General features: G+C 43.5%; 20 protein-coding genes. 16 read left to right on the top strand and 4 right to left on the bottom strand.

The window, feature by feature from the left end; all coding sequences use genetic code 11:
* The first annotated feature begins 5 nt into the window (after nucleotides 1-5).
* Nucleotides 6-725 carry a 16S rRNA (guanine(527)-N(7))-methyltransferase RsmG gene (gene rsmG, locus CDO84_RS20240; protein ID WP_014666148.1) on the top strand — a complete coding sequence of 240 codons (720 nt, stop codon included), beginning with the start codon at nucleotides 6-8 and terminating at the stop codon, nucleotides 723-725.
* Between the two features lie 121 nt (nucleotides 726-846).
* Nucleotides 847-1,695, top strand: coding sequence for a nucleoid occlusion protein (gene noc, locus CDO84_RS20235; protein ID WP_040081122.1), 849 nt, complete (start codon nucleotides 847-849; stop codon nucleotides 1,693-1,695).
* A 50-nt stretch (nucleotides 1,696-1,745) separates the two neighbouring features.
* Here the strand turns inward: noc and CDO84_RS20230 are convergent, their stop codons facing one another.
* Nucleotides 1,746-2,186, bottom strand: coding sequence for a PH domain-containing protein (locus CDO84_RS20230; RefSeq protein ID WP_014666146.1), 441 nt, complete (start codon nucleotides 2,184-2,186; stop codon nucleotides 1,746-1,748).
* A 248-nt stretch (nucleotides 2,187-2,434) separates the two neighbouring features.
* Here CDO84_RS20230 and soj point away from each other — a divergent pair, with 248 nt between their 5' ends.
* Together soj and spo0J are read left to right on the top strand one after the other, a co-directional pair.
* Nucleotides 2,435-3,196, top strand: a complete 762-nt coding sequence (gene soj, locus CDO84_RS20225; protein ID WP_003219244.1) for a sporulation initiation inhibitor protein Soj — start codon at nucleotides 2,435-2,437, stop codon at nucleotides 3,194-3,196.
* Entirely contained in the window at nucleotides 3,189-4,037 is an 849-nt protein-coding gene (gene spo0J / locus CDO84_RS20220; RefSeq protein WP_040081123.1) for a stage 0 sporulation protein Spo0J, read from the top strand. Before soj ends, spo0J begins: the two co-directional genes overlap by 8 nt.
* A 38-nt stretch (nucleotides 4,038-4,075) precedes the next feature.
* Here spo0J and yyaC read toward each other — a convergent pair whose 3' ends face one another.
* The gene (gene yyaC, locus CDO84_RS20215) at nucleotides 4,076-4,693 is read right to left on the bottom strand and encodes a spore protease YyaC (protein ID WP_040081124.1); all 618 of its coding nucleotides are present in this window, start codon (nucleotides 4,691-4,693) and stop codon (nucleotides 4,076-4,078) included.
* Between the two features lie 443 nt (nucleotides 4,694-5,136).
* On the opposite strand from yyaC, the gene CDO84_RS20210 reads away from it, so the two are divergent.
* From CDO84_RS20210 to CDO84_RS20160, 11 genes are all read left to right on the top strand, one after another.
* Nucleotides 5,137-6,153, top strand: coding sequence for a YkvI family membrane protein (locus tag CDO84_RS20210; protein WP_040081127.1), 1,017 nt, complete (start codon nucleotides 5,137-5,139; stop codon nucleotides 6,151-6,153).
* Between the two features lie 93 nt (nucleotides 6,154-6,246).
* Nucleotides 6,247-6,453 carry a DUF951 domain-containing protein gene (locus CDO84_RS20205; protein WP_003219236.1) on the top strand — a complete coding sequence of 69 codons (207 nt, stop codon included), beginning with the start codon at nucleotides 6,247-6,249 and terminating at the stop codon, nucleotides 6,451-6,453.
* Nucleotides 6,454-6,503: 50 nt separating this feature from the next.
* A complete protein-coding gene (locus CDO84_RS20200) occupies nucleotides 6,504-8,507 on the top strand; it encodes a molybdopterin-dependent oxidoreductase (RefSeq protein WP_040081128.1) in 2,004 nt (667 codons plus the stop codon).
* Nucleotides 8,508-8,633: 126 nt separating this feature from the next.
* Complete coding sequence (gene ychF, locus CDO84_RS20195) at nucleotides 8,634-9,734, top strand: redox-regulated ATPase YchF (protein ID WP_014666140.1); 1,101 nt, start codon at nucleotides 8,634-8,636, stop codon at nucleotides 9,732-9,734.
* 110 nt (nucleotides 9,735-9,844) lie between these two features.
* Complete coding sequence (rpsF, locus tag CDO84_RS20190) at nucleotides 9,845-10,132, top strand: 30S ribosomal protein S6 (RefSeq protein ID WP_014115888.1); 288 nt, start codon at nucleotides 9,845-9,847, stop codon at nucleotides 10,130-10,132.
* Nucleotides 10,133-10,172: 40 nt separating this feature from the next.
* Nucleotides 10,173-10,691, top strand: coding sequence for a single-stranded DNA-binding protein SsbA (ssbA, locus tag CDO84_RS20185; RefSeq protein WP_003219228.1), 519 nt, complete (start codon nucleotides 10,173-10,175; stop codon nucleotides 10,689-10,691).
* Nucleotides 10,692-10,734: 43 nt separating this feature from the next.
* Nucleotides 10,735-10,974: a 30S ribosomal protein S18 gene (gene rpsR / locus CDO84_RS20180; RefSeq protein ID WP_003219224.1), complete on the top strand. Its 240-nt coding sequence runs from the start codon at nucleotides 10,735-10,737 to the stop codon at nucleotides 10,972-10,974.
* Between the two features lie 60 nt (nucleotides 10,975-11,034).
* Entirely contained in the window at nucleotides 11,035-11,793 is a 759-nt protein-coding gene (xth, locus tag CDO84_RS20175) for an exodeoxyribonuclease III (protein ID WP_040081130.1), read from the top strand.
* Nucleotides 11,794-11,853: 60 nt separating this feature from the next.
* Nucleotides 11,854-12,789, top strand: a complete 936-nt coding sequence (locus CDO84_RS20170) for a transcriptional regulator CcpB (RefSeq protein ID WP_040081132.1) — start codon at nucleotides 11,854-11,856, stop codon at nucleotides 12,787-12,789.
* A gap of 54 nt (nucleotides 12,790-12,843) precedes the next feature.
* Complete coding sequence (locus tag CDO84_RS20165; RefSeq protein WP_014666135.1) at nucleotides 12,844-13,224, top strand: VOC family protein; 381 nt, start codon at nucleotides 12,844-12,846, stop codon at nucleotides 13,222-13,224.
* 17 nt (nucleotides 13,225-13,241) lie between these two features.
* The gene (locus CDO84_RS20160; protein ID WP_040081134.1) at nucleotides 13,242-13,796 is read left to right on the top strand and encodes a sugar O-acetyltransferase; all 555 of its coding nucleotides are present in this window, start codon (nucleotides 13,242-13,244) and stop codon (nucleotides 13,794-13,796) included.
* A 33-nt stretch (nucleotides 13,797-13,829) separates the two neighbouring features.
* On the opposite strand, the gene CDO84_RS20155 is transcribed toward CDO84_RS20160, so the two are convergent.
* Nucleotides 13,830-15,185 carry an MFS transporter gene (locus CDO84_RS20155; protein ID WP_040081136.1) on the bottom strand — a complete coding sequence of 452 codons (1,356 nt, stop codon included), beginning with the start codon at nucleotides 15,183-15,185 and terminating at the stop codon, nucleotides 13,830-13,832.
* Between the two features lie 227 nt (nucleotides 15,186-15,412).
* Here CDO84_RS20155 and CDO84_RS20150 point away from each other — a divergent pair, with 227 nt between their 5' ends.
* On the top strand, nucleotides 15,413-16,312 hold the full coding sequence (locus CDO84_RS20150) for a CPBP family intramembrane glutamic endopeptidase (RefSeq protein WP_014666132.1): 900 nt from the start codon (nucleotides 15,413-15,415) through the stop codon (nucleotides 16,310-16,312).
* Here CDO84_RS20150 and CDO84_RS20145 read toward each other — a convergent pair.
* The gene (locus CDO84_RS20145) at nucleotides 16,309-18,378 is read right to left on the bottom strand and encodes a thioredoxin domain-containing protein (protein ID WP_040081137.1); all 2,070 of its coding nucleotides are present in this window, start codon (nucleotides 18,376-18,378) and stop codon (nucleotides 16,309-16,311) included. The genes CDO84_RS20150 and CDO84_RS20145 overlap by 4 nt on opposite strands.
* Between the last annotated feature and the right edge of the window lie 68 nt (nucleotides 18,379-18,446).

Here is an 18,446-nt window from a genome sequence, read left to right as displayed (position 1 = left end):
ACGGCATGAATATTGAAGAATTCACTTCCGGTTTGGCGGAAAAAGGGATCTCCCTTTCTCCCCGTCAGCTGGAGCAATTTGAGCTGTATTACGACATGCTGGTTGAATGGAATGAAAAAATCAATCTGACTTCAATTACAGAGAAAAAAGAAGTGTATCTGAAGCATTTTTATGACTCCATTACAGCTGCTTTCTATGTCGACTTCAATCAAGTGAACACGATTTGTGATGTCGGAGCGGGAGCGGGTTTTCCAAGTCTGCCGATAAAAATATGTTTTCCGCACCTCAATGTCACAATCGTGGATTCACTGAACAAACGGATTACGTTTTTAGAAAAGTTATCTGAAGCTTTGCAATTGGAGAATACAACATTCTGCCATGACAGAGCTGAAACGTTCGGACAACGGAAAGACGTGCGGGAAAGCTATGATATTGTGACGGCGCGAGCAGTTGCAAGATTATCTGTTTTGAGTGAGCTTTGCTTGCCTCTGGTGAAGAAAAACGGTTTATTTGTTGCTTTAAAAGCAGCATCAGCTGAGGAAGAACTGAATGCAGGCAAAAAAGCAATCACGACGCTTGGAGGAGAACTTGAGAATGTCCATTCCTTTAAGCTGCCTATTGAAGAAAGCGATCGTAATATTATGGTGATACGCAAGATAAAAAATACACCTAAGAAGTATCCAAGAAAACCGGGAACTCCTAATAAATCGCCAATTGAAGGGTAATTTAGACAGCCTGATATGACAATACCATCATATTTTCATCAAAATTGATGGATGTATAGCAGGAAAAACCATGAGAAAATAGAATTATAAAAATGGCAGTTTTTAAAGGTGGTGTAGGTACATGAAGCATTCATTCTCTCGTTTCTTCGGGCTTGGTGAGAAGGAACAGGAGCCGGAGATTGCTGAACATGATACAAACAAAGAAGAGATTCTGGAAATACCGGTAAATGCTATCGTTCCCAACCGTTTTCAGCCACGCACCATTTTCTCAGATGAAAAAATCAAAGAGTTAGCAATGACCATTCATACACACGGCATTATTCAGCCGATTGTTGTTAGGCATACAGAAGAAGGCCAATACGAACTCATTGCAGGTGAAAGACGCTGGAGAGCGGTGCAATCGCTTGAGTGGGAAAAGATTCCGGCGATTATTAAGGATTTTTCCGACACGGAAACCGCTTCTGTGGCGTTAATTGAAAACTTGCAGCGGGAAGAATTGTCTTCTATTGAGGAAGCCCATGCTTATGCTAGGCTGCTTGAGCTGCATGATTTAACACAGGAGGCACTCGCACAGCGTTTAGGAAAAGGGCAGTCTACAATCGCAAATAAGCTCCGGTTATTAAAGCTGCCTCAGCCAGTCCAAGACGCGATTATGGAGAAGAAAATCACCGAGCGTCATGCCAGAGCGCTGATTCCGCTGAAACAGCCTGAGCTCCAAGTCACACTGCTCACAGAGATTATTGAGAAAAGTTTAAATGTAAAGCAGACGGAAGACCGCGTGGTGAAAATGCTGGAGCAAGGCCAGAGAAAGCCAAAGCCGAGACGCAAAGCGTTCAGCAGAGATACAAGAATTGCGATGAACACGATTCGCCAGTCACTATCAATGGTGGAGGACAGTGGTGTAAAATTGAATACGGAAGAAGAAGAATTTGAAGAATATATTCAATTAACGATTCGCATACCAAAATAAAAGCTCTCCTGAAAAGCAGGAGAGCTTTTTATATTCATTGAAAAAGGCAATTAATTACTTTTAGTGAAAATTGTTATATTAGAATTCTTTTCTTTGAGCTTGTGGATAAATTCTTCAGTATTTTGCGGTGAAATCACCGCATGTCCCCATCCTCCCTGATAGTAGACCGTGATGGCATGACGTGAGCCGATAAGACGGAAACCTGACCACAGCTTCTTTTTTTGGATCACTTTATCGATTGTTTCGTAAGGAATTTGATGTTTGATCAGTCCGGCTTTAATGATCAGGTGGTGCTCCTTCAATACATATTTCAAATCAATAAAGCTCCATATGATGAGTCCGTTTAAAAGAGTCAGCAGAATAAAAATGACCCAGCCCGAAACTCTCATATTTCCCAGCACAAAAGGAACAATGGCATCTGCTTGTATCAGTAATATGAGAAACACAATCATCAGCGTAACGGGTACATCTCTCTTTGTTTGATAAACCATTCTCTCACCGTCCTGTTTTCGCGTTCTGTTACTGTGACTTCTTCTTTTTTTCTTTAAGAAATTCCTTTTTTAAGTCAAAAAAACATAGAAATTGTAGAATTTATAAGAGAAAGCATAAAACGTGCTTGAATTTTCAATTATTTCCCTTCTGATTCGGAACAAAATAATGAAAAAAATGAAACGCTTTAATCTTTTTTTGATAGAATAGAAGCAAGATAGTACATGTTCATGTGAAAGTAGGTGACATCGTGGGAAAAATCATAGCAATTACGAACCAAAAAGGCGGGGTCGGCAAAACAACGACGTCTGTCAACCTTGGGGCATGTTTGGCTTACATAGGGAAAAGGGTTCTGCTGGTAGATATTGATCCGCAGGGAAATGCGACAAGCGGATTAGGGATTGAAAAAGCCGATGTAGAGCAGTGTGTGTACGATATTTTAGTAGATGATGCAGATGTTATAGATATTATTAAAGCAACGACAGTCGAGAACTTGGACGTGATCCCTGCGACGATTCAGCTTGCCGGGGCTGAGATCGAGCTGGTTCCTACAATTTCAAGAGAAGTGAGATTGAAGAGAGCACTTGAAGCAGTAAAGCAAAATTATGATTACATTATCATTGATTGTCCGCCATCACTAGGGCTGCTGACGATTAATGCCCTTACTGCCTCGGATTCCGTTGTGATTCCTGTACAGTGCGAATATTATGCCTTGGAGGGGCTCAGCCAGTTATTAAATACAGTACGTCTTGTGCAAAAGCATTTGAATACGGATTTAATGATTGAAGGTGTATTGCTGACAATGCTTGATGCTCGGACAAACCTTGGCATTCAAGTGATTGAAGAGGTTAAAAAGTATTTTAGAGATAAAGTATATAAGACAGTTATTCCGCGTAATGTCCGTCTGAGTGAGGCACCGAGTCACGGAAAACCCATCATTTTATACGATCCGCGGTCAAGAGGTGCGGAAGTATATTTAGATTTAGCAAAGGAAGTGGCTGCGAATGGCTAAAGGCCTTGGAAAAGGGATTAATGCGTTATTTAATCAGGTCGATTTGTCTGAAGAGACAGTTGAAGAAATTAAAATTGCCGATTTACGCCCTAATCCTTATCAGCCAAGAAAACACTTTGATGACGAGGCATTAGCTGAACTTAAAGAATCAGTGCTGCAGCATGGCATTCTTCAGCCGCTTATCGTCAGGAAATCTTTAAAAGGCTATGATATTGTTGCGGGGGAACGGCGTTTTCGGGCAGCGAAGCTGGCGGGTTTAGAGACAGTTCCCGCGATTGTCCGTGAATTATCAGAGGCGTTAATGAGGGAAATTGCTTTATTAGAAAACCTTCAGCGCGAAGATTTATCCCCGCTTGAAGAGGCACAGGCATATGACTCTTTGCTGAAACACTTAGATCTCACGCAAGAACAGCTTGCCAAACGTCTTGGAAAAAGCAGACCGCATATTGCGAATCATTTAAGACTGCTGACACTGCCAGAAAATATTCAGCAGCTTATTGCTGAAGGTACGCTTTCTATGGGACATGGACGCACGCTTCTTGGATTAAAAAACAAAAATAAGCTTGAACCGCTTGTACAAAAAGTGATTGCGGAGCAGCTTAATGTTCGCCAGCTTGAGCAGCTGATTCAGCAGTTAAATCAGAATGTTCCACGTGAAACAAAGAAAAAAGAACCTGTGAAAGACGCGGTTCTAAAAGAACGGGAATCCTATCTCCAAAATTATTTTGGAACAACAGTTAATATTAAAAGACAGAAGAAAAAAGGCAAAATCGAAATTGAATTTTTCTCCAATGAAGATCTTGACCGGATTTTAGAGCTTTTGTCTGAACGAGAATCATAAATGAAAAAACCATCTTTCAAACGAAGATGGTTTTTGTTTTATATGCGCCCAGTGAGCCTTTGCAGCGGGTTCAGGCGTTCTTGCCTCCACTCTGTCCGATCTGTTAAACTCAATCCTTCCGCGAGAACATTGGCCATATTCATGACCAAGTTGAGTCTTGTGTTTTGCAATACAAAATACTCCATGAAACCGCTCACATTCACGATTCCGTTAATATGAAGATCTCCCACTTCAGGAAGGTCTTTTTGCACACCGGCTCCTGGCTTTAATGGCCCGTCTCCGATTTGAAATGAACCCACACTCTTAACGCGGCCTAAGCATGCATCGACCGCTATAACAAATGGATTTTTATGTAATTTATGAATGTCACTGATTTTATCCTTCATGTTCACAGCGTGGACGGGGTCAGATAAGGTTCCGTAGACATGGAATCTGGTGAGATGCATCTGCTTGAGTTTCATTCCTACGAGCGGGCCCAATGAATCACCGGTTGAACGGTCTGTTCCGATACAAACCACGACAATTGGTTTGCCGGCAGCTTTACGTAAGGATGAAGAAAGAATGGTTTGGATTTGCTTTGCTGCAGCTGCATCTGTATGTGAAACGTATTGTTTTACTCGTTCCTGAGAGGAAAAAAGCCCGCCTTTTCGATTCATAGGTTTCACTTCCTTGTTATAGTAGGTAACAGAATTGCTATGGTGTGTGTTTCGTTATGTAAGGTTGTTTACAGTATATCCAGCAGTACGGTTTTTTATGCTTTGTGTATGACACCGGAGATTTTAAAAAAGTAGAGGTTATGATATGAATGGTTAGTGGGTGAATTACAAATATTGTCCCCCATTGCCTCGATCATGATCAAGCTATGGTCTGCTTACAAAACACTTTATAGATAGGAATGGTTAATGAGGTTCATTCCTTCATTCCGCGGACAAAATGATATTTTTTTAGACTGCCTGCATCAGCAGTCTTTTATTATGAGTATTTCGGATGGTAATTTCAGCTTGTGTTCAAATGTCTATGAAAATATGGCATTTTTACCTTCTTTTATTTATATAGTAACAATAACGGAAACAAGCTGATCTTTGTCTATGAGGTGATGATGTTGTGGAGAGCCGGAATGAAGTGGATGCTGCTCATATTAGGGAGCCTGATCGGGGCCGGATATGCGAGCGGTCAGGAGATTTGGCAGTTTTTTGGGGCGGAAAGCGGACTTGCTATTGTGCTGTTTACAATCATGTTCATTTTCTCGTCTTATATTGTGATGAAAATCAGTTTTAAGGTTCAATCCACTCATTTTCTGCCGGTTCTGGAGCATTTAATGGGGCCGTGGCTGGCGAAAATTTATGATGTTCTCATCATTTTTTATTTGTTTTCGACGACTATGGTGATGATTGCCGGAGGCGGTGTGACCCTGCAGATGTACAAGCTTCCTTTCTGGTGGGGAATCGCGCTGATTTGCATCGTGACAGTGTGTTTGTTTTTGTGGGATGTGAAAGGAATATTATCTATAAATAGTATTTTGATTCCTGTGTTAGTAGCGGGCCTTTTATATGCGCTGATCTCCTTTCAGAGCACACATCACCATACGTGGACGATTGATTTGTCTCAGCAGTATAACTGGCCTGCGAGCATCACGTTTACTTCTTTAAACATCCTTTCAGTTGTTGCGATTTTATCCTCTGTTGGGAAAGAGATGAAAGGACTCGGAGAAGCGAAAATCGCAAGTGTGGCAAGCGGTCTCATTTTTGGCGTGATCTCATTTGTTTATAATGAAACGTTAGTGGAGCTGGCGGGCTCCCTTTCTCAGTTTGAAATACCGCTGTTTGCCGTTTTGGAGGGTGCGCCTTATGTCCTTTTTTTATGTATGACGGGGGTGCTGTGTCTAGCCATTTACACGACGACGGTAGCGGGATTGCTGGGGCTGTCCAGCCGGCTGATGGGGTTTGTTCATATGCCGAGATGGTTGATTGTGTTGATTTTGTTAGTGTTAATGGTACCTTTTACTTCTTTCGGATTTTCTGATTTGATCGCGTTTTTGTATCCGATATACGGGATGTTAAATTTGTATTTGTTAGTTTGTCTTCTCTTATATCCTATTTTAAGTAAATGGAAATAAGAGGATGTATTTCTTTTCAAGTATCTTGATTGCTCTTATGATCAGTTTTTTTGTACAATAGATACAGCAGTTTATGAAAAGAGGTGAAGGGTCTTGGCGGATAAAGACTTTGGCCTGAATGATATCGTAGAAATGAAAAAACCGCATCCATGCGGAGCGAACAGCTGGAAAATTATACGCATGGGAATGGATATTCGTATTAAGTGTGAGGGATGCTCTCACAGTGTTATGATTCCGAGAAAAGAATTTGAAAGAAAACTAAAAAAAGTACTAGTCAAGCATGAGGAGCCTACTTCATAAATAGGCCGACACTCATGCTTTTTCATATAGAAGGTAAGGAGAAGACGGCGATGAGCAAAGTGCATCAGTCGGCATGTCCGCTGAATTGTTGGGACAGCTGCGGCTTTTTGGTGACTGTTGAAGACGGAAAGGTAACGAAAGTGGACGGGGATCCAAACCATCCGATTACGGAAGGCAAAATCTGCGGCCGCGGCAGAATGCTTGAGACAAAAACAAATTCGCCTGATCGGCTTCGCTATCCGATGAAAAAACAAAATGGCGAGTTTGTACGGATTTCCTGGGAGCAGGCACTTGATGAAATTGCCGACAAACTTCGGGAGATCAAGGAAACGTCGGAGACGACTGCTGTTTTGCACAGCCATGATTATGCGAATAATGGTTTATTAAAAGCGCTTGATCAGCGTTTTTTTAATGGATATGGCGGTGTGACTGAAATCGTCGGAAGCATATGCTGGGGCTCCGGCATCGAGGCGCAAAGCTGGGATTTTGGCCGTTCGTACGGGCACGGCCCGCTTGATATTTACAACAGCAAGCATGTTGTTGTGTGGGGAAGAAATGTATCCAGAACAAATATGCACTTATATCATCATTTGCAGCAGGTGAAAAAGAAGGGCGCCACGATTACGGTGATTGATCCGATCTTCAATCCGACTGCTAAGCTTGCCGACCGCTATATCTCTGTTAAGCCGGGAATGGATGGCTGGCTTGCGGCAGCCGTTTTGAAGGTTCTGATTGAGACGGGAAGAACGGATGAAACGTTTATTTCTGAGCACTCTGTCGGTTTTGATGATGTGAAAGAGCTATTGAAAACCGTTTCTCTGGAAGAGTTTATTGTGAAAACAGAAACTTCTATGGAGGAGCTGGAGTATTTGGCCGGTTTGTATGCTGATGGTCCGGTGTCTACTTTTATGGGGCTAGGCATGCAGCGATATAAAAACGGCGGCGGAACGATTCGCTGGATTGATGCACTCGTTGCGGCAAGCGGAAATGTCGGAATTAAGGGCGGCGGCGCGAATTTCGGAAATGTCCAGATTGGCGAGAGCTTTGCAAAAACAAAGCTGACGCTGCCGGAATTAAAAACAGCATCACGTTCATTCTCAATGATGACGCAGGCTGAAGAAGTGTTGACCGCTGCTGATCCTGCGATTGAGATGATGATTGTGACGTGCGGAAATCCGCTGACTCAGGTGCCGAATACAAACAAAGTCAGACAAGCTTTTGAAAAGGTTCCAATGACGGTAGCCATTGATTCCATTATGACAGATACCGCAAAGCTGTGTGATTATGTTTTGCCGACTGCCACTGTTTTTGAAGAAGAGGATATCTACTATTCCAGTATGTATCACCACTATGTTCAGTACGGAAAAAAACTTGTGGAGCCCCAGGGTGAAGCGAAGTCGGACAGCTGGATCTGGTCAGAGCTTGCAAAACGCCTTGGGTTTGGCGAGCTTTTTGAGCACAGTACTGAAGAATTTCTAGAGATGGGGCTTTCTTCATTGGAAGCAGAAGGTGTGACACTTGAGCGTTTAAAAGAAAAAGGCCACCTCCCTCTTCCGGTCAAGCAAGTTCCGTGGGATGACTATGAGTTTTTGACGCCGAGCGGGAAATTTGAATTTACTTCGTCACTAGCTGAGCAAAAAGGGTTTAGCGGCTTGCTTCAATTAAATGTGCCCGAAGAATCTGTTTTCCATAATGAGGCGTTAGCTGGAAAGTATCCTTATACGCTGTTGTCCATTCATCCGCAGCGTTCCAACCATTCACAGCATATGCCGTTTATTGAAAAGCTTCAGCACGTTCAGGTCGATATTTCTCCAGATATAGCGGCTGAGCAGGATCTTCAGGATGGAGACGAGGTTGTCATCTTTAATGACCGCGGACGCTTGAAGGGAACGGTGAAAGTGATGAAGCAGGCTCATGCGAAGACGATTAATATAGATGAAGGCATGTGGGAGGCTTTTGGAGGTTCAGTCAATGCACTGACAAATGATACAAATTCTGATAATGGAATGGGAAGTACGCTTTTTGACTGTTTAGTAGGCTTGAAAAAAGCATAATCAAAGGGATTGGCAGGCTGAAAATGCTTTTTTGTCAGCTTGTCTTTTCCAGTGAACCTCCTTATAATTGCTCTAGGTTCAAAATACGTTCATACAATGACGGTTTTATATAGAGGAGATGAAAGAATGGCTTTAACAGCTGGAATCGTTGGTTTGCCGAACGTCGGGAAATCAACACTATTTAACGCAATTACACAGGCCGGTGCCGAATCAGCGAACTACCCGTTCTGTACGATTGATCCGAACGTGGGGATTGTAGAAGTACCTGATGATCGTCTGCAAAAGCTTACTGAGCTGGTCAACCCGAAAAAGACTGTGCCGACTGCTTTTGAATTTACTGATATTGCAGGGATTGTAAAAGGCGCATCTAAAGGAGAAGGACTTGGTAACAAATTCCTATCCCATATTCGCCAGGTTGACGCGATTTGCCACGTTGTCCGTGCTTTTTCCGATGACAACATTACACACGTTTCCGGAAAAGTTGATCCGATTGATGACATTGAAACGATCAACCTTGAGCTGATCCTCGCCGATATGGAAACGGTTGAAAAGCGGATTACACGCGTCAGCAAACTTGCGAAACAAAAAGATAAAGACGCTGTATATGAGTTTGAGATTTTATCTAAACTGAAAGAAGCGTTTGAGAGTGAAAAGCCTGCTCGATCTGTAGAATTCACTGAAGAGCAGCAAAAGCTTGTGAAGCAGCTCCATTTACTGACTTCGAAGCCTATTTTGTATGTGGCCAATGTAAGTGAAGATGAAGTGGCTGATCCATCTGGCAATGAAAATGTAGCGAAGATTCGCGAGTACGCTGCTGGCGAAAACGCAGAAGTAATCGTTGTGTGTGCGAAAATCGAATCCGAAATTGCTGAGCTTGAAGGCGAAGAAAAGCAAATGTTCTTGGAAGAGCTGGGCATTCAAGAATCAGGTCTTGATCAGTTGATCAAAGCGTCTTACTCTCTTCTTGGCCTTGCAACATACTTCACGGCGGGAGAACAGGAAGTCAGAGCTTGGACATTCAAAAAAGGCATGAAAGCCCCTGAGTGTGCAGGAATTATTCATAGTGACTTTGAGCGAGGCTTCATTCGCGCTGAGACAGTTGCTTATGAGGATCTTCTTGCGGGCGGCGGTATGGCAGGAGCCAAAGAAGCAGGAAAAGTCCGCCTCGAAGGGAAAGAATATGTGGTTCAAGACGGAGATGTTATTCATTTCCGATTTAATGTTTAGGATGCAGTTGTAAAGGGACAAGAGCTTTGGTATAATATAAAATTGTGAGTAATAGAATTATTGCTCCTTGCCCATTATGGGCCGCTTAGTCCAAAAGGAGGTGCAAACAGATGAGAAAGTACGAAGTTATGTACATTATCCGCCCAAACATTGACGATGAGTCTAAAAAAGCAGTTATCGAGCGTTTCAACAACGTTCTGACTTCTAACGGTGCGGAGATCACTGGAACAAAGGATTGGGGTAAACGTCGTCTTGCTTACGAAATCAACGATTTCCGCGACGGTTTCTACCAAATCTTAAACGTTCAAGCTGATGCTGCGGCAGTTCAAGAATTTGACCGTCTAGCTAAGATCAGTGACGATATCATTCGCCACATTGTTGTTAAAGAAGAAGAATAAGCAATTTTGAAATATATAATGGTAAAAGGTGGTCTTTCTTATGCTTAACCGAGTTGTATTAGTCGGAAGACTGACAAAAGACCCAGAGCTTCGTTATACGCCAAACGGTGCGGCTGTTGCTACGTTTACTCTTGCTGTGAATCGTACATTTACGAACCAGTCCGGAGAACGTGAGGCCGATTTCATTAATTGTGTCACTTGGAGAAGACAAGCCGAAAACGTTGCAAACTTCTTGAAAAAAGGAAGCCTTGCAGGCGTAGATGGCCGTTTACAAACAAGAAACTATGAAAACCAGCAAGGACAGCGTGTCTTCGTGACAGAGGTCCAAGCTGAAAGTGTTCAATTTCTTGAGCCGAAAAACGGCGGCGGTTCTGGTTCAGGTGGATACAACGAAGGAAACAGCGGCGGAGGCCAGTACTTTGGCGGAGGCCAAAATGATAATCCATTCGGGGGAAATCAAAACAACCAGAGACGCAATCAGGGGAACAGCTTTAATGATGACCCATTTGCCAACGATGGCAAACCGATTGACATCTCGGATGATGATCTTCCATTCTAATGTGATTATCGCCTAAAATGAAAAAGAAAGGAGGGAAATGACAATGGCAGGAGGACGCAGAGGCGGTCGTGCGAAACGCCGTAAAGTGTGTTATTTCACTTCTAACGGCATCACGCACATCGACTACAAAGATGTAGATCTTCTTAAAAAGTTTGTTTCTGAGCGCGGTAAAATTTTACCACGTCGTGTAACTGGAACAAACGCTAAATACCAACGTAAATTGACTGCAGCGATCAAACGCGCACGTCAAATGGCTTTACTTCCATACGTAAGCGGTGAGTAAGCTGATACGTAAAGAGCAAGGACCTTCGGGTTCTTGCTCTTTTTTATAGGGGGATGAAACATGAAGCTGATTTCATGGAATGTAAACGGCCTGCGGGCTGTGATGAGAAAAATGGATTTCCTCTCTTATCTGAAAGAAGAGGATGCAGATATCATATGTCTTCAGGAAACAAAGATACAGGACGGACAGGTTGATCTCCAGCCTGAGGGCTATCATGTGTATTGGAATTATGCAGTGAAAAAAGGATATTCCGGCACAGCTGTTTTTTCTAAGCAAGAGCCGCTGCGTGTCATGTACGGTATCGGAATAGAAGAGCATGACCAAGAAGGCAGAGTGATTACGCTGGAATTTGAAAACGTGTTTGTGATGACCGTTTACACGCCCAATTCCAGAAGGGGATTAGAGCGAATCGATTACCGCATGCAATGGGAAGAGGCTCTGTTGTCTTATATTCTTGAATTAGATGAGAAAAAACCAGTCATTTTATGCGGTGATTTGAATGTAGCCCATCAGGAGATTGATTTGAAAAATCCAAAGGCGAACCGGAAGAACGCTGGATTTTCCGATCAAGAAAGAGGGGCATTTACTCGTTTATTAGAGGCTGGCTTTGTTGACTCCTTCCGTCATGTTTATCCTGATCTTGAAGGCGCTTATTCCTGGTGGTCGTATCGTGCCGGCGCCCGGGACAGAAATATAGGATGGCGCATTGATTATTTTGTTGTTTCTGAAAGCCTTAAGGAACAGATTGAAGGTGCCGGCATATCAAAGGATGTCATGGGTTCCGACCATTGTCCTGTTGAACTTATCATCAATATATGATGAGATAGCAGTAAGGATTTTACACTTACTGCTTTTTTTATATGAAAAAGGAGAAAGAGGATGGCAAATATAAAAGAGATTGCAAGACTGGCAAATGTATCTGTTTCAACTGTTTCGCGTGTATTGAATCATCATCCGTATGTGTCTGTAGAAAAGAGAAAGCTTGTGCATCAAGTCATGAAGGAATTGAATTATACACCAAATCGAACCGCAATCGATCTCATTCGCGGGAAAACCCATACGGTCGGTGTGATTCTGCCTTATAGCGATCATCCCTGCTTTGATAAAATCGTGAACGGAATCACCAAGGCTGCTTTTCAGCATGAGTATGCAACGACGCTCCTCCCCACCAATTATAACCCCGCTATTGAAATCAAATATTTAGAGCTGTTAAAAACAAAGAAAATTGACGGCCTCATTATTACTTCCCGCGCCAATCATTGGGACAAGATTTTAGCTTATCAGGAATATGGGCCAATCATCGCTTGTGAGGAAACCGGTGACATTGATGTCCGATGTGCGTATAACGACAGAAAAGCTGCTTATGCAGAAAGCTTTCGCTATCTAAAAAGCCGCGGACATGAGAATATCGCTTTTACATGCGTCAGAGAAGCCGACAGGAGCCCAAGCACGGCTGATAAAGCTGCGGCCTATCAATCTGTTTGCGGAAGGCTGGAAGATCGCCATATGCTGTCTGGATGTAATGATATGAATGACGGTGAGCGGGCAGCTGAGCACTTTTATACGAGCGAACGGGTTCCTACTGCTATTTATGCAAACAGTGATGAAGTGGCAGCTGGAATTCATCTATTTGCCCGGAAGAATAATTGGGATGTTGAAATCATAGGTGAGGGAAATACTTCTATCAGCCGTGTTCTTGGATTTCCATCGCTCGATTTGAATCTTGAGCAGCTTGGCACCGCCGCATTTTCTCTTTTTTTGCAGGATGAACCCGTTGATATCAAAATTCAGCATAACTTTGAGAAAAAAGCTTGAACTGAAATGCATTTCATACGTTATAACTTCATTGAAGGTAAAGGAGGAGAAGACATGCGGATTGAACATACAGCGATCTGGGTCAATGATTTAGAGCGAATGAAGTCTTTTTATGAAACGTATTTTAATGGCAAAGCGAATGATTTGTATCATAATGAGAAAAAGGATTTTAAATCTTATTTTATTACGTTTGATTCCGGAGCAAGGCTGGAGATTATGAAAAAAGGGAATGTGACCGATCCGCCTTCACAAACAATGACAGGCTGGGCACACATTGCCTTTTCCGTAGGAAGCCGGGAGAAGGTTGATGAACTGACTGTTCGATTGAAGAAGGACGGTTTCGCAGTAGTAAACGGCCCAAGGACAACGGGAGACGGCTACTATGAAAGTGTGATTGAAGATGATGAAGGAAACTTAATTGAAATTACAATTTAACATCTGGAGTGACTTGAATGCTGAGGACAGAAAAAGAAAAAATGGCAGCCGGCGAATTATACAATCCGGAAGATCAACAACTATTACTAGAACGCAAGCATGCGAGACAGCTGATTAGACAATATAACGAAACACCGGAAGATGATGCAGTGCGGACAGAGCTTTTGAAGGAGCTGCTCGGTTCGGTTGGGGATCAAGTCATGATTCTGCCGACATTTCGCTGTGATTATGGCTATCATATTCATATCGGAGATCACACATTTGTTAATTTTGACTGTGTCATTTTAGATGTGTGTGAGGTGCGTATCGGCCGTCATTGTTTGATTGCGCCAGGTGTACATATCTACACGGCCGGCCATCCTCTCGATCCGATTGAAAGAAAGTCCGGGAAGGAGTTCGGTAAGCCTGTGACAATTGGAGATCAAGTTTGGATCGGAGGCCGGGCAGTGATTAACCCAGGAGTGACAATTGGTGATAATGCGGTGATTGCTTCAGGATCTGTTGTGACTAAGGATGTGCCCGCTAACACTGTTGTAGGCGGAAACCCTGCGAGGATATTGAAGGAATTGTAAAGAGATCAGTGCGGCAGCTCCGCACTGACTTTTTTAAATTTGTTTCGCATTGGTATTAGGGCCGAAGCAGATTAACAGCAAGGAGCATGCGAGCCAGCAGCCGCCTATAAACAAGAAGACGCTGACATAGCCGAGCTGAACGGCAATAAATCCGACAAGCAATGAGCCGAAAATGTTTGAAAAACGGCCCAGACCGTAGGCTAATCCGCTGCCGGACGAGCGGTATTCAGTCGGATAAGGTTCAGATGTATAGGCGTATAAGTTCGACGTGAAAACCCGTTCTGTGATATTCACGATAAAGCCAAACACAATGATCATGATGGGAATAAAAGTCATGCCATATAAGAGCCCGGCGATGGCCGTCAGAAACGCGCTGGCAGCTAAAATCCACTTTCTTTGAAATCTCTCAGAAATCATGGAGCCGAGCAGTGCGCCAAGCGGAGCGCCGACAGAATGCAATACGTTATACCACAATGTATTTTCCATGGTGACGCCATTGCTTTTTAGCAGGCTTGGAACCCATGAGGCAAACCCGTAAAACCCAAACGTTTCAAAAATCCATACAGCAGATAAAATAATGGTGATTTTGAGGTTTCTGCCTTTCAATAATCCTGCGTAACCGGCATGCTGTTGAACAGAACCGTTTTCTTTAGGCTGAGCCGGTGCCGGAAGCGGGCCTTTCTCCTGTTCAACCTGCGTCTCAATTCGATTGAGGATCGCGTCAGCCTTCCCATATTCACCGCGATTTTCATGCCAGCGAGGTGACTCTTCCAGACGGCGGATGAAGAAAAAATAAATAAGGCCGACGGCACCCCATACAAATACAAGCCTCCATCCCCATGAACCGAGCGGTATGACAAAGGCAGACACAATATTGGTGATCGGAACGCCGATCAATCCAATCATGGCGCAGAAAGAAATATATTTTCCACGGACACTGGAAGGGAAAAATTCCGCCAAATAGCTATTCGTAATGACCATGGCTGCTGCGACACCAAATCCGGTGAGAAAACGGAATGTCATTAAAGATGGAATGTCCCATGCCGCAGCATTGCACAGCGATGCGATTGAGAAAACAAAGACAAATAGATTTAAGGCTTTTTTGCGGCCGATTCGATCGGACAGCCGTCCGCCCAGCGAAGCGCCTAAAAACATGCCTAAAAATGAAGCCGCCGTCACGTTGGCAATGGTTGAAAGCGGAATGCCCCAATGCTCGATAAGTGCCGGTGCTACATTGCTGAGGGTAAATAAATCTGCGAGATCAAAGAAATAAACAATGCCGAGAGCGGTTAACACTTGGAAATGAACGCGTGAAATCGGAAGGCGGTCTAAACGATTCGCTGCGTTTGAGAAAGGATGTGCATTCTTCTGATTGAAGATCGTATTCATAAAAAACCCCCTTTTAAAGTAGTAAGAAAAGACTGATAATTCCCCTCTTGGGAATATTATAAGTATCTTGGTTCATTGGCGACAGAGTTCAAATCACTAGATGGGAGAACTAAATTCGCACTTTTTCCGTGCATTTTGCTTAAAAGATTTCCAAAACAGTAGATTCATAGACCAATTTATGCAAATATATAGTAATATTCTCATTGAAAGGAAGAGACATAGAAGGAATGAATTCATTTATCCGTCCTATAGAAGGAAACAATACGTTGTGGAGATATTTTTTCGCTTTTTTGGTGATGGTAGGGTTATATGTATTCGGGAATATAGCTTACCTTTTCGCTATACTGTTCACGGTTATTGTGAATCCCAATATCACGTTTGATTTGGATGAAGCTGTGCTGAGTGATCCTCTCGTAGATCTTTATTTGTCCCATGTGATTTATTTATTCGCCATTCCGGGAGTTTGGCTGGCTGTGCGCTTTATTTTGAAGCGGCCTTTCCGAACTGTGATTACACCAAATTCAAAGATGAATTGGCGGAGAATTTCCTTTGGTTTTATGGCTTATTTCTTGCTGATGATCGCCGTACAATTGATTGATTTTGCGATTCATCCAGACAATTATTCAATGCAAGCCTTTGATGCATCACGATTTATCTGGCTGCTAGCAGCGGCCCTCATTTTAGTTCCGTTTCAGACATCAGCTGAGGAATTGTTTTTCAGGGGATTTTTGCTTCAAGCCTTCGGGAGATTGACGAAAAATCATCTTATCTTGACATTGATTGTCGGGGGATTGTTTGGCGTATTACATTTTGCGAATCCAGAAATGAACAACGGTGCTGTTTGGGCAGGAATTGAGTACTTAACATTTGGTTTTGTGTGGACCTATTACACGATTAAAACTGGCAGTATTGAAATCTCACTTGGCGCCCACGCTGCGAATAATATGTTTTTGTGTATGTTTATCACAGAAAAAAACAGTGTGTATGGAGGAATTCCTTCTCTATTTACGGTTACGCGGGGGAACCCGATGTGGGAGGCTTTCTTGACGATAGCGGTCAATCTTGTGTTTGCGGGGATCGCTTTATGGTACCATAAGAAATCAAAAAGTAAGCAGCAAGGGTCTTAATCCCTGCTGCTTATTAACGTTTGGATGGCTTCTTCGATAATCGTTGTCGGCTGCTGGCAGGCGAAGTTTTCACAAATATACACGGTTGTTTTGCCGTCTATAATGCGGTAGTCTGCTGCAAATGGCGCAATGTCTTTGCATTGCTCGGGCTGCTCTGCCACCAGAATGGAGTCGTTGGGCTTAAAGGCTTTTTGGAGCTCCGTTATGATTTGTTTTCTGGCTGGATCGTCTGCACTGCCAAAAATCACGATTTCTTTTTTAGGCATCAGATGCCTTAACACACTTTGCATAAAGAAAGCATGGCCGCTCGGATACGCGTCGATGTCCGGCTTGAACACGGAAAACATCGTTTCTGCTTTTTCAATCAGTGATAAGTCGCCTGTGACTTGTCCAAGACGCAGCAGCTGAACGGCTGCCACACTGTTTCCGGAAGGCACGGCGCCGTCGTACACTTCTTTTTCCCGTACGATTAAGGCTTCTGCATCATGCCCGGAAAAATAGAATCCGCCATGTTCCTCATCCCAAAATAAGCCGATCATATCGTCTGTCAGTTTCTTCGCTTTTTGTAAATAAGAAAGATCAAACGAAGCTTCATAGAGATCGAGATAGGCCCATAGGAGAAAAGCGTAATCGTCGATAAAGCCTTTGTTTTTCACTTCGCCGTCTCGATACCGGACCATCACACGGCCGTCGATGATTAAATTTTTTTCAATAAATGTAACGGCGTCTTGCGCTAAGCTGAGATATTTCCGTTCCTGGAATACCTTTGCTGCTTTGGCGAGACCCGCGATCATCAGCGCGTTCCATGAGGTCAGCACTTTATCATCGACATGCGGATAGGTTCTTTCTTCGCGTGTCTTCAAGAGCCGCTGCCTTGCGTCCTCAAGCTTGAGGCGGAGCTCTTCTTCGGTTATGCCGGCATCCGCTTTGATTTGTTCCCGCTTTGTGTGAATGAGGTTCGGAATATTTTTGCCTTCAAAGTTTCCTTCTTCAGTGATGTCATACACTTGGCAATACAAAGTTCCGAGTTCGTCTCCAAGCGTTTTTAGAATCTCTTCCCTTGACCATACGTAGTACTTTCCTTCTTCTCCTTCTGTGTCCGCATCTAAAGCGGAGAAAAAGCTTCCGTCTTCATGGGTCATTTCCCGCTGAACGAATGTAATGATCTGCTCACAAATCTCTTTATAGCGGCTATTTTGCGTGACCTGATAGGCTTCGGTATAAGCGGTCAGCAGCAGCGCATTGTCGTAGAGCATTTTTTCAAAGTGGGGAACGAGCCACTCGTCATCGGTTGAATAGCGGGCGAACCCATACCCGATATGATCGTAAATGCCGCCATTCGCCATGCTGTCCAGCGTTTTCGTCACGTTGTATAAAGCATTCTCCTGCCCTGTATTGTGGTAATAACGAAGCAAATACATCAGCATATGAGGCATCGGAAACTTCGGTGCTTGCCCGAAACCGCCGTAGATCGTGTCAAACCCGCTGGCAAGCTGCTGGAATGTCCGGTGAATCGCTGACTCACTAAGGCCCTCACCAGTTTTTGCAGCTGTTTTGGTCTGTAAATGTTTAGCGGCGTTCTCCGCAATATCCTCGACATGCTCGCGGTCGTTCGCAAACGTCTCAGACAGATGCTCAAGCACATCAACAAAACCAGGACGATTGAATTTACTCGTCTTTGGAAAATATGTACCCGCGTAAAACGGCTTCTGATCAGGCGTAATAAACACATTCAGCGGCCAGCCGCCCTGCCCGGTCATCAGCTGGCAGATTCGCATATAAACAGAATCCACATCCGGCCGTTCTTCCCGGTCGACCTTAATCGCCACAAACCGTTCATTGAGAAGACGCGCGATTTCTTCGTCTTCAAAGCTTTCGTGGGCCATGACGTGGCACCAATGGCATGTCGAATAACCAATGCTGACAAGAACCGGTTTGTTTTCGCGTTTTGCTTTTTCGAAGGCTTCTTCGCCCCAAGGGAACCAGTCTACGGGGTTGTGGGCGTGTTGGAGTAAATAAGGAGACTTCTCAGCGATTAATCTATTGGGTTTACTTTTGTTTGGCATGGGATCACCTGCTTTCTGTAATTAGTTTATATTTAACTTAACACATTTTTTCAAAAATAATCCCTGCT

Origin of the sequence: Bacillus sp. MD-5, from assembly GCF_002201875.1 — a bacterium.
Classification (GTDB): Bacteria; Bacillota; Bacilli; order Bacillales; family Bacillaceae; genus Bacillus; species Bacillus stercoris.
Note: the sequence above shows the minus strand (reverse complement) of the source record. Positions and strands in the feature narration are given on the sequence as shown.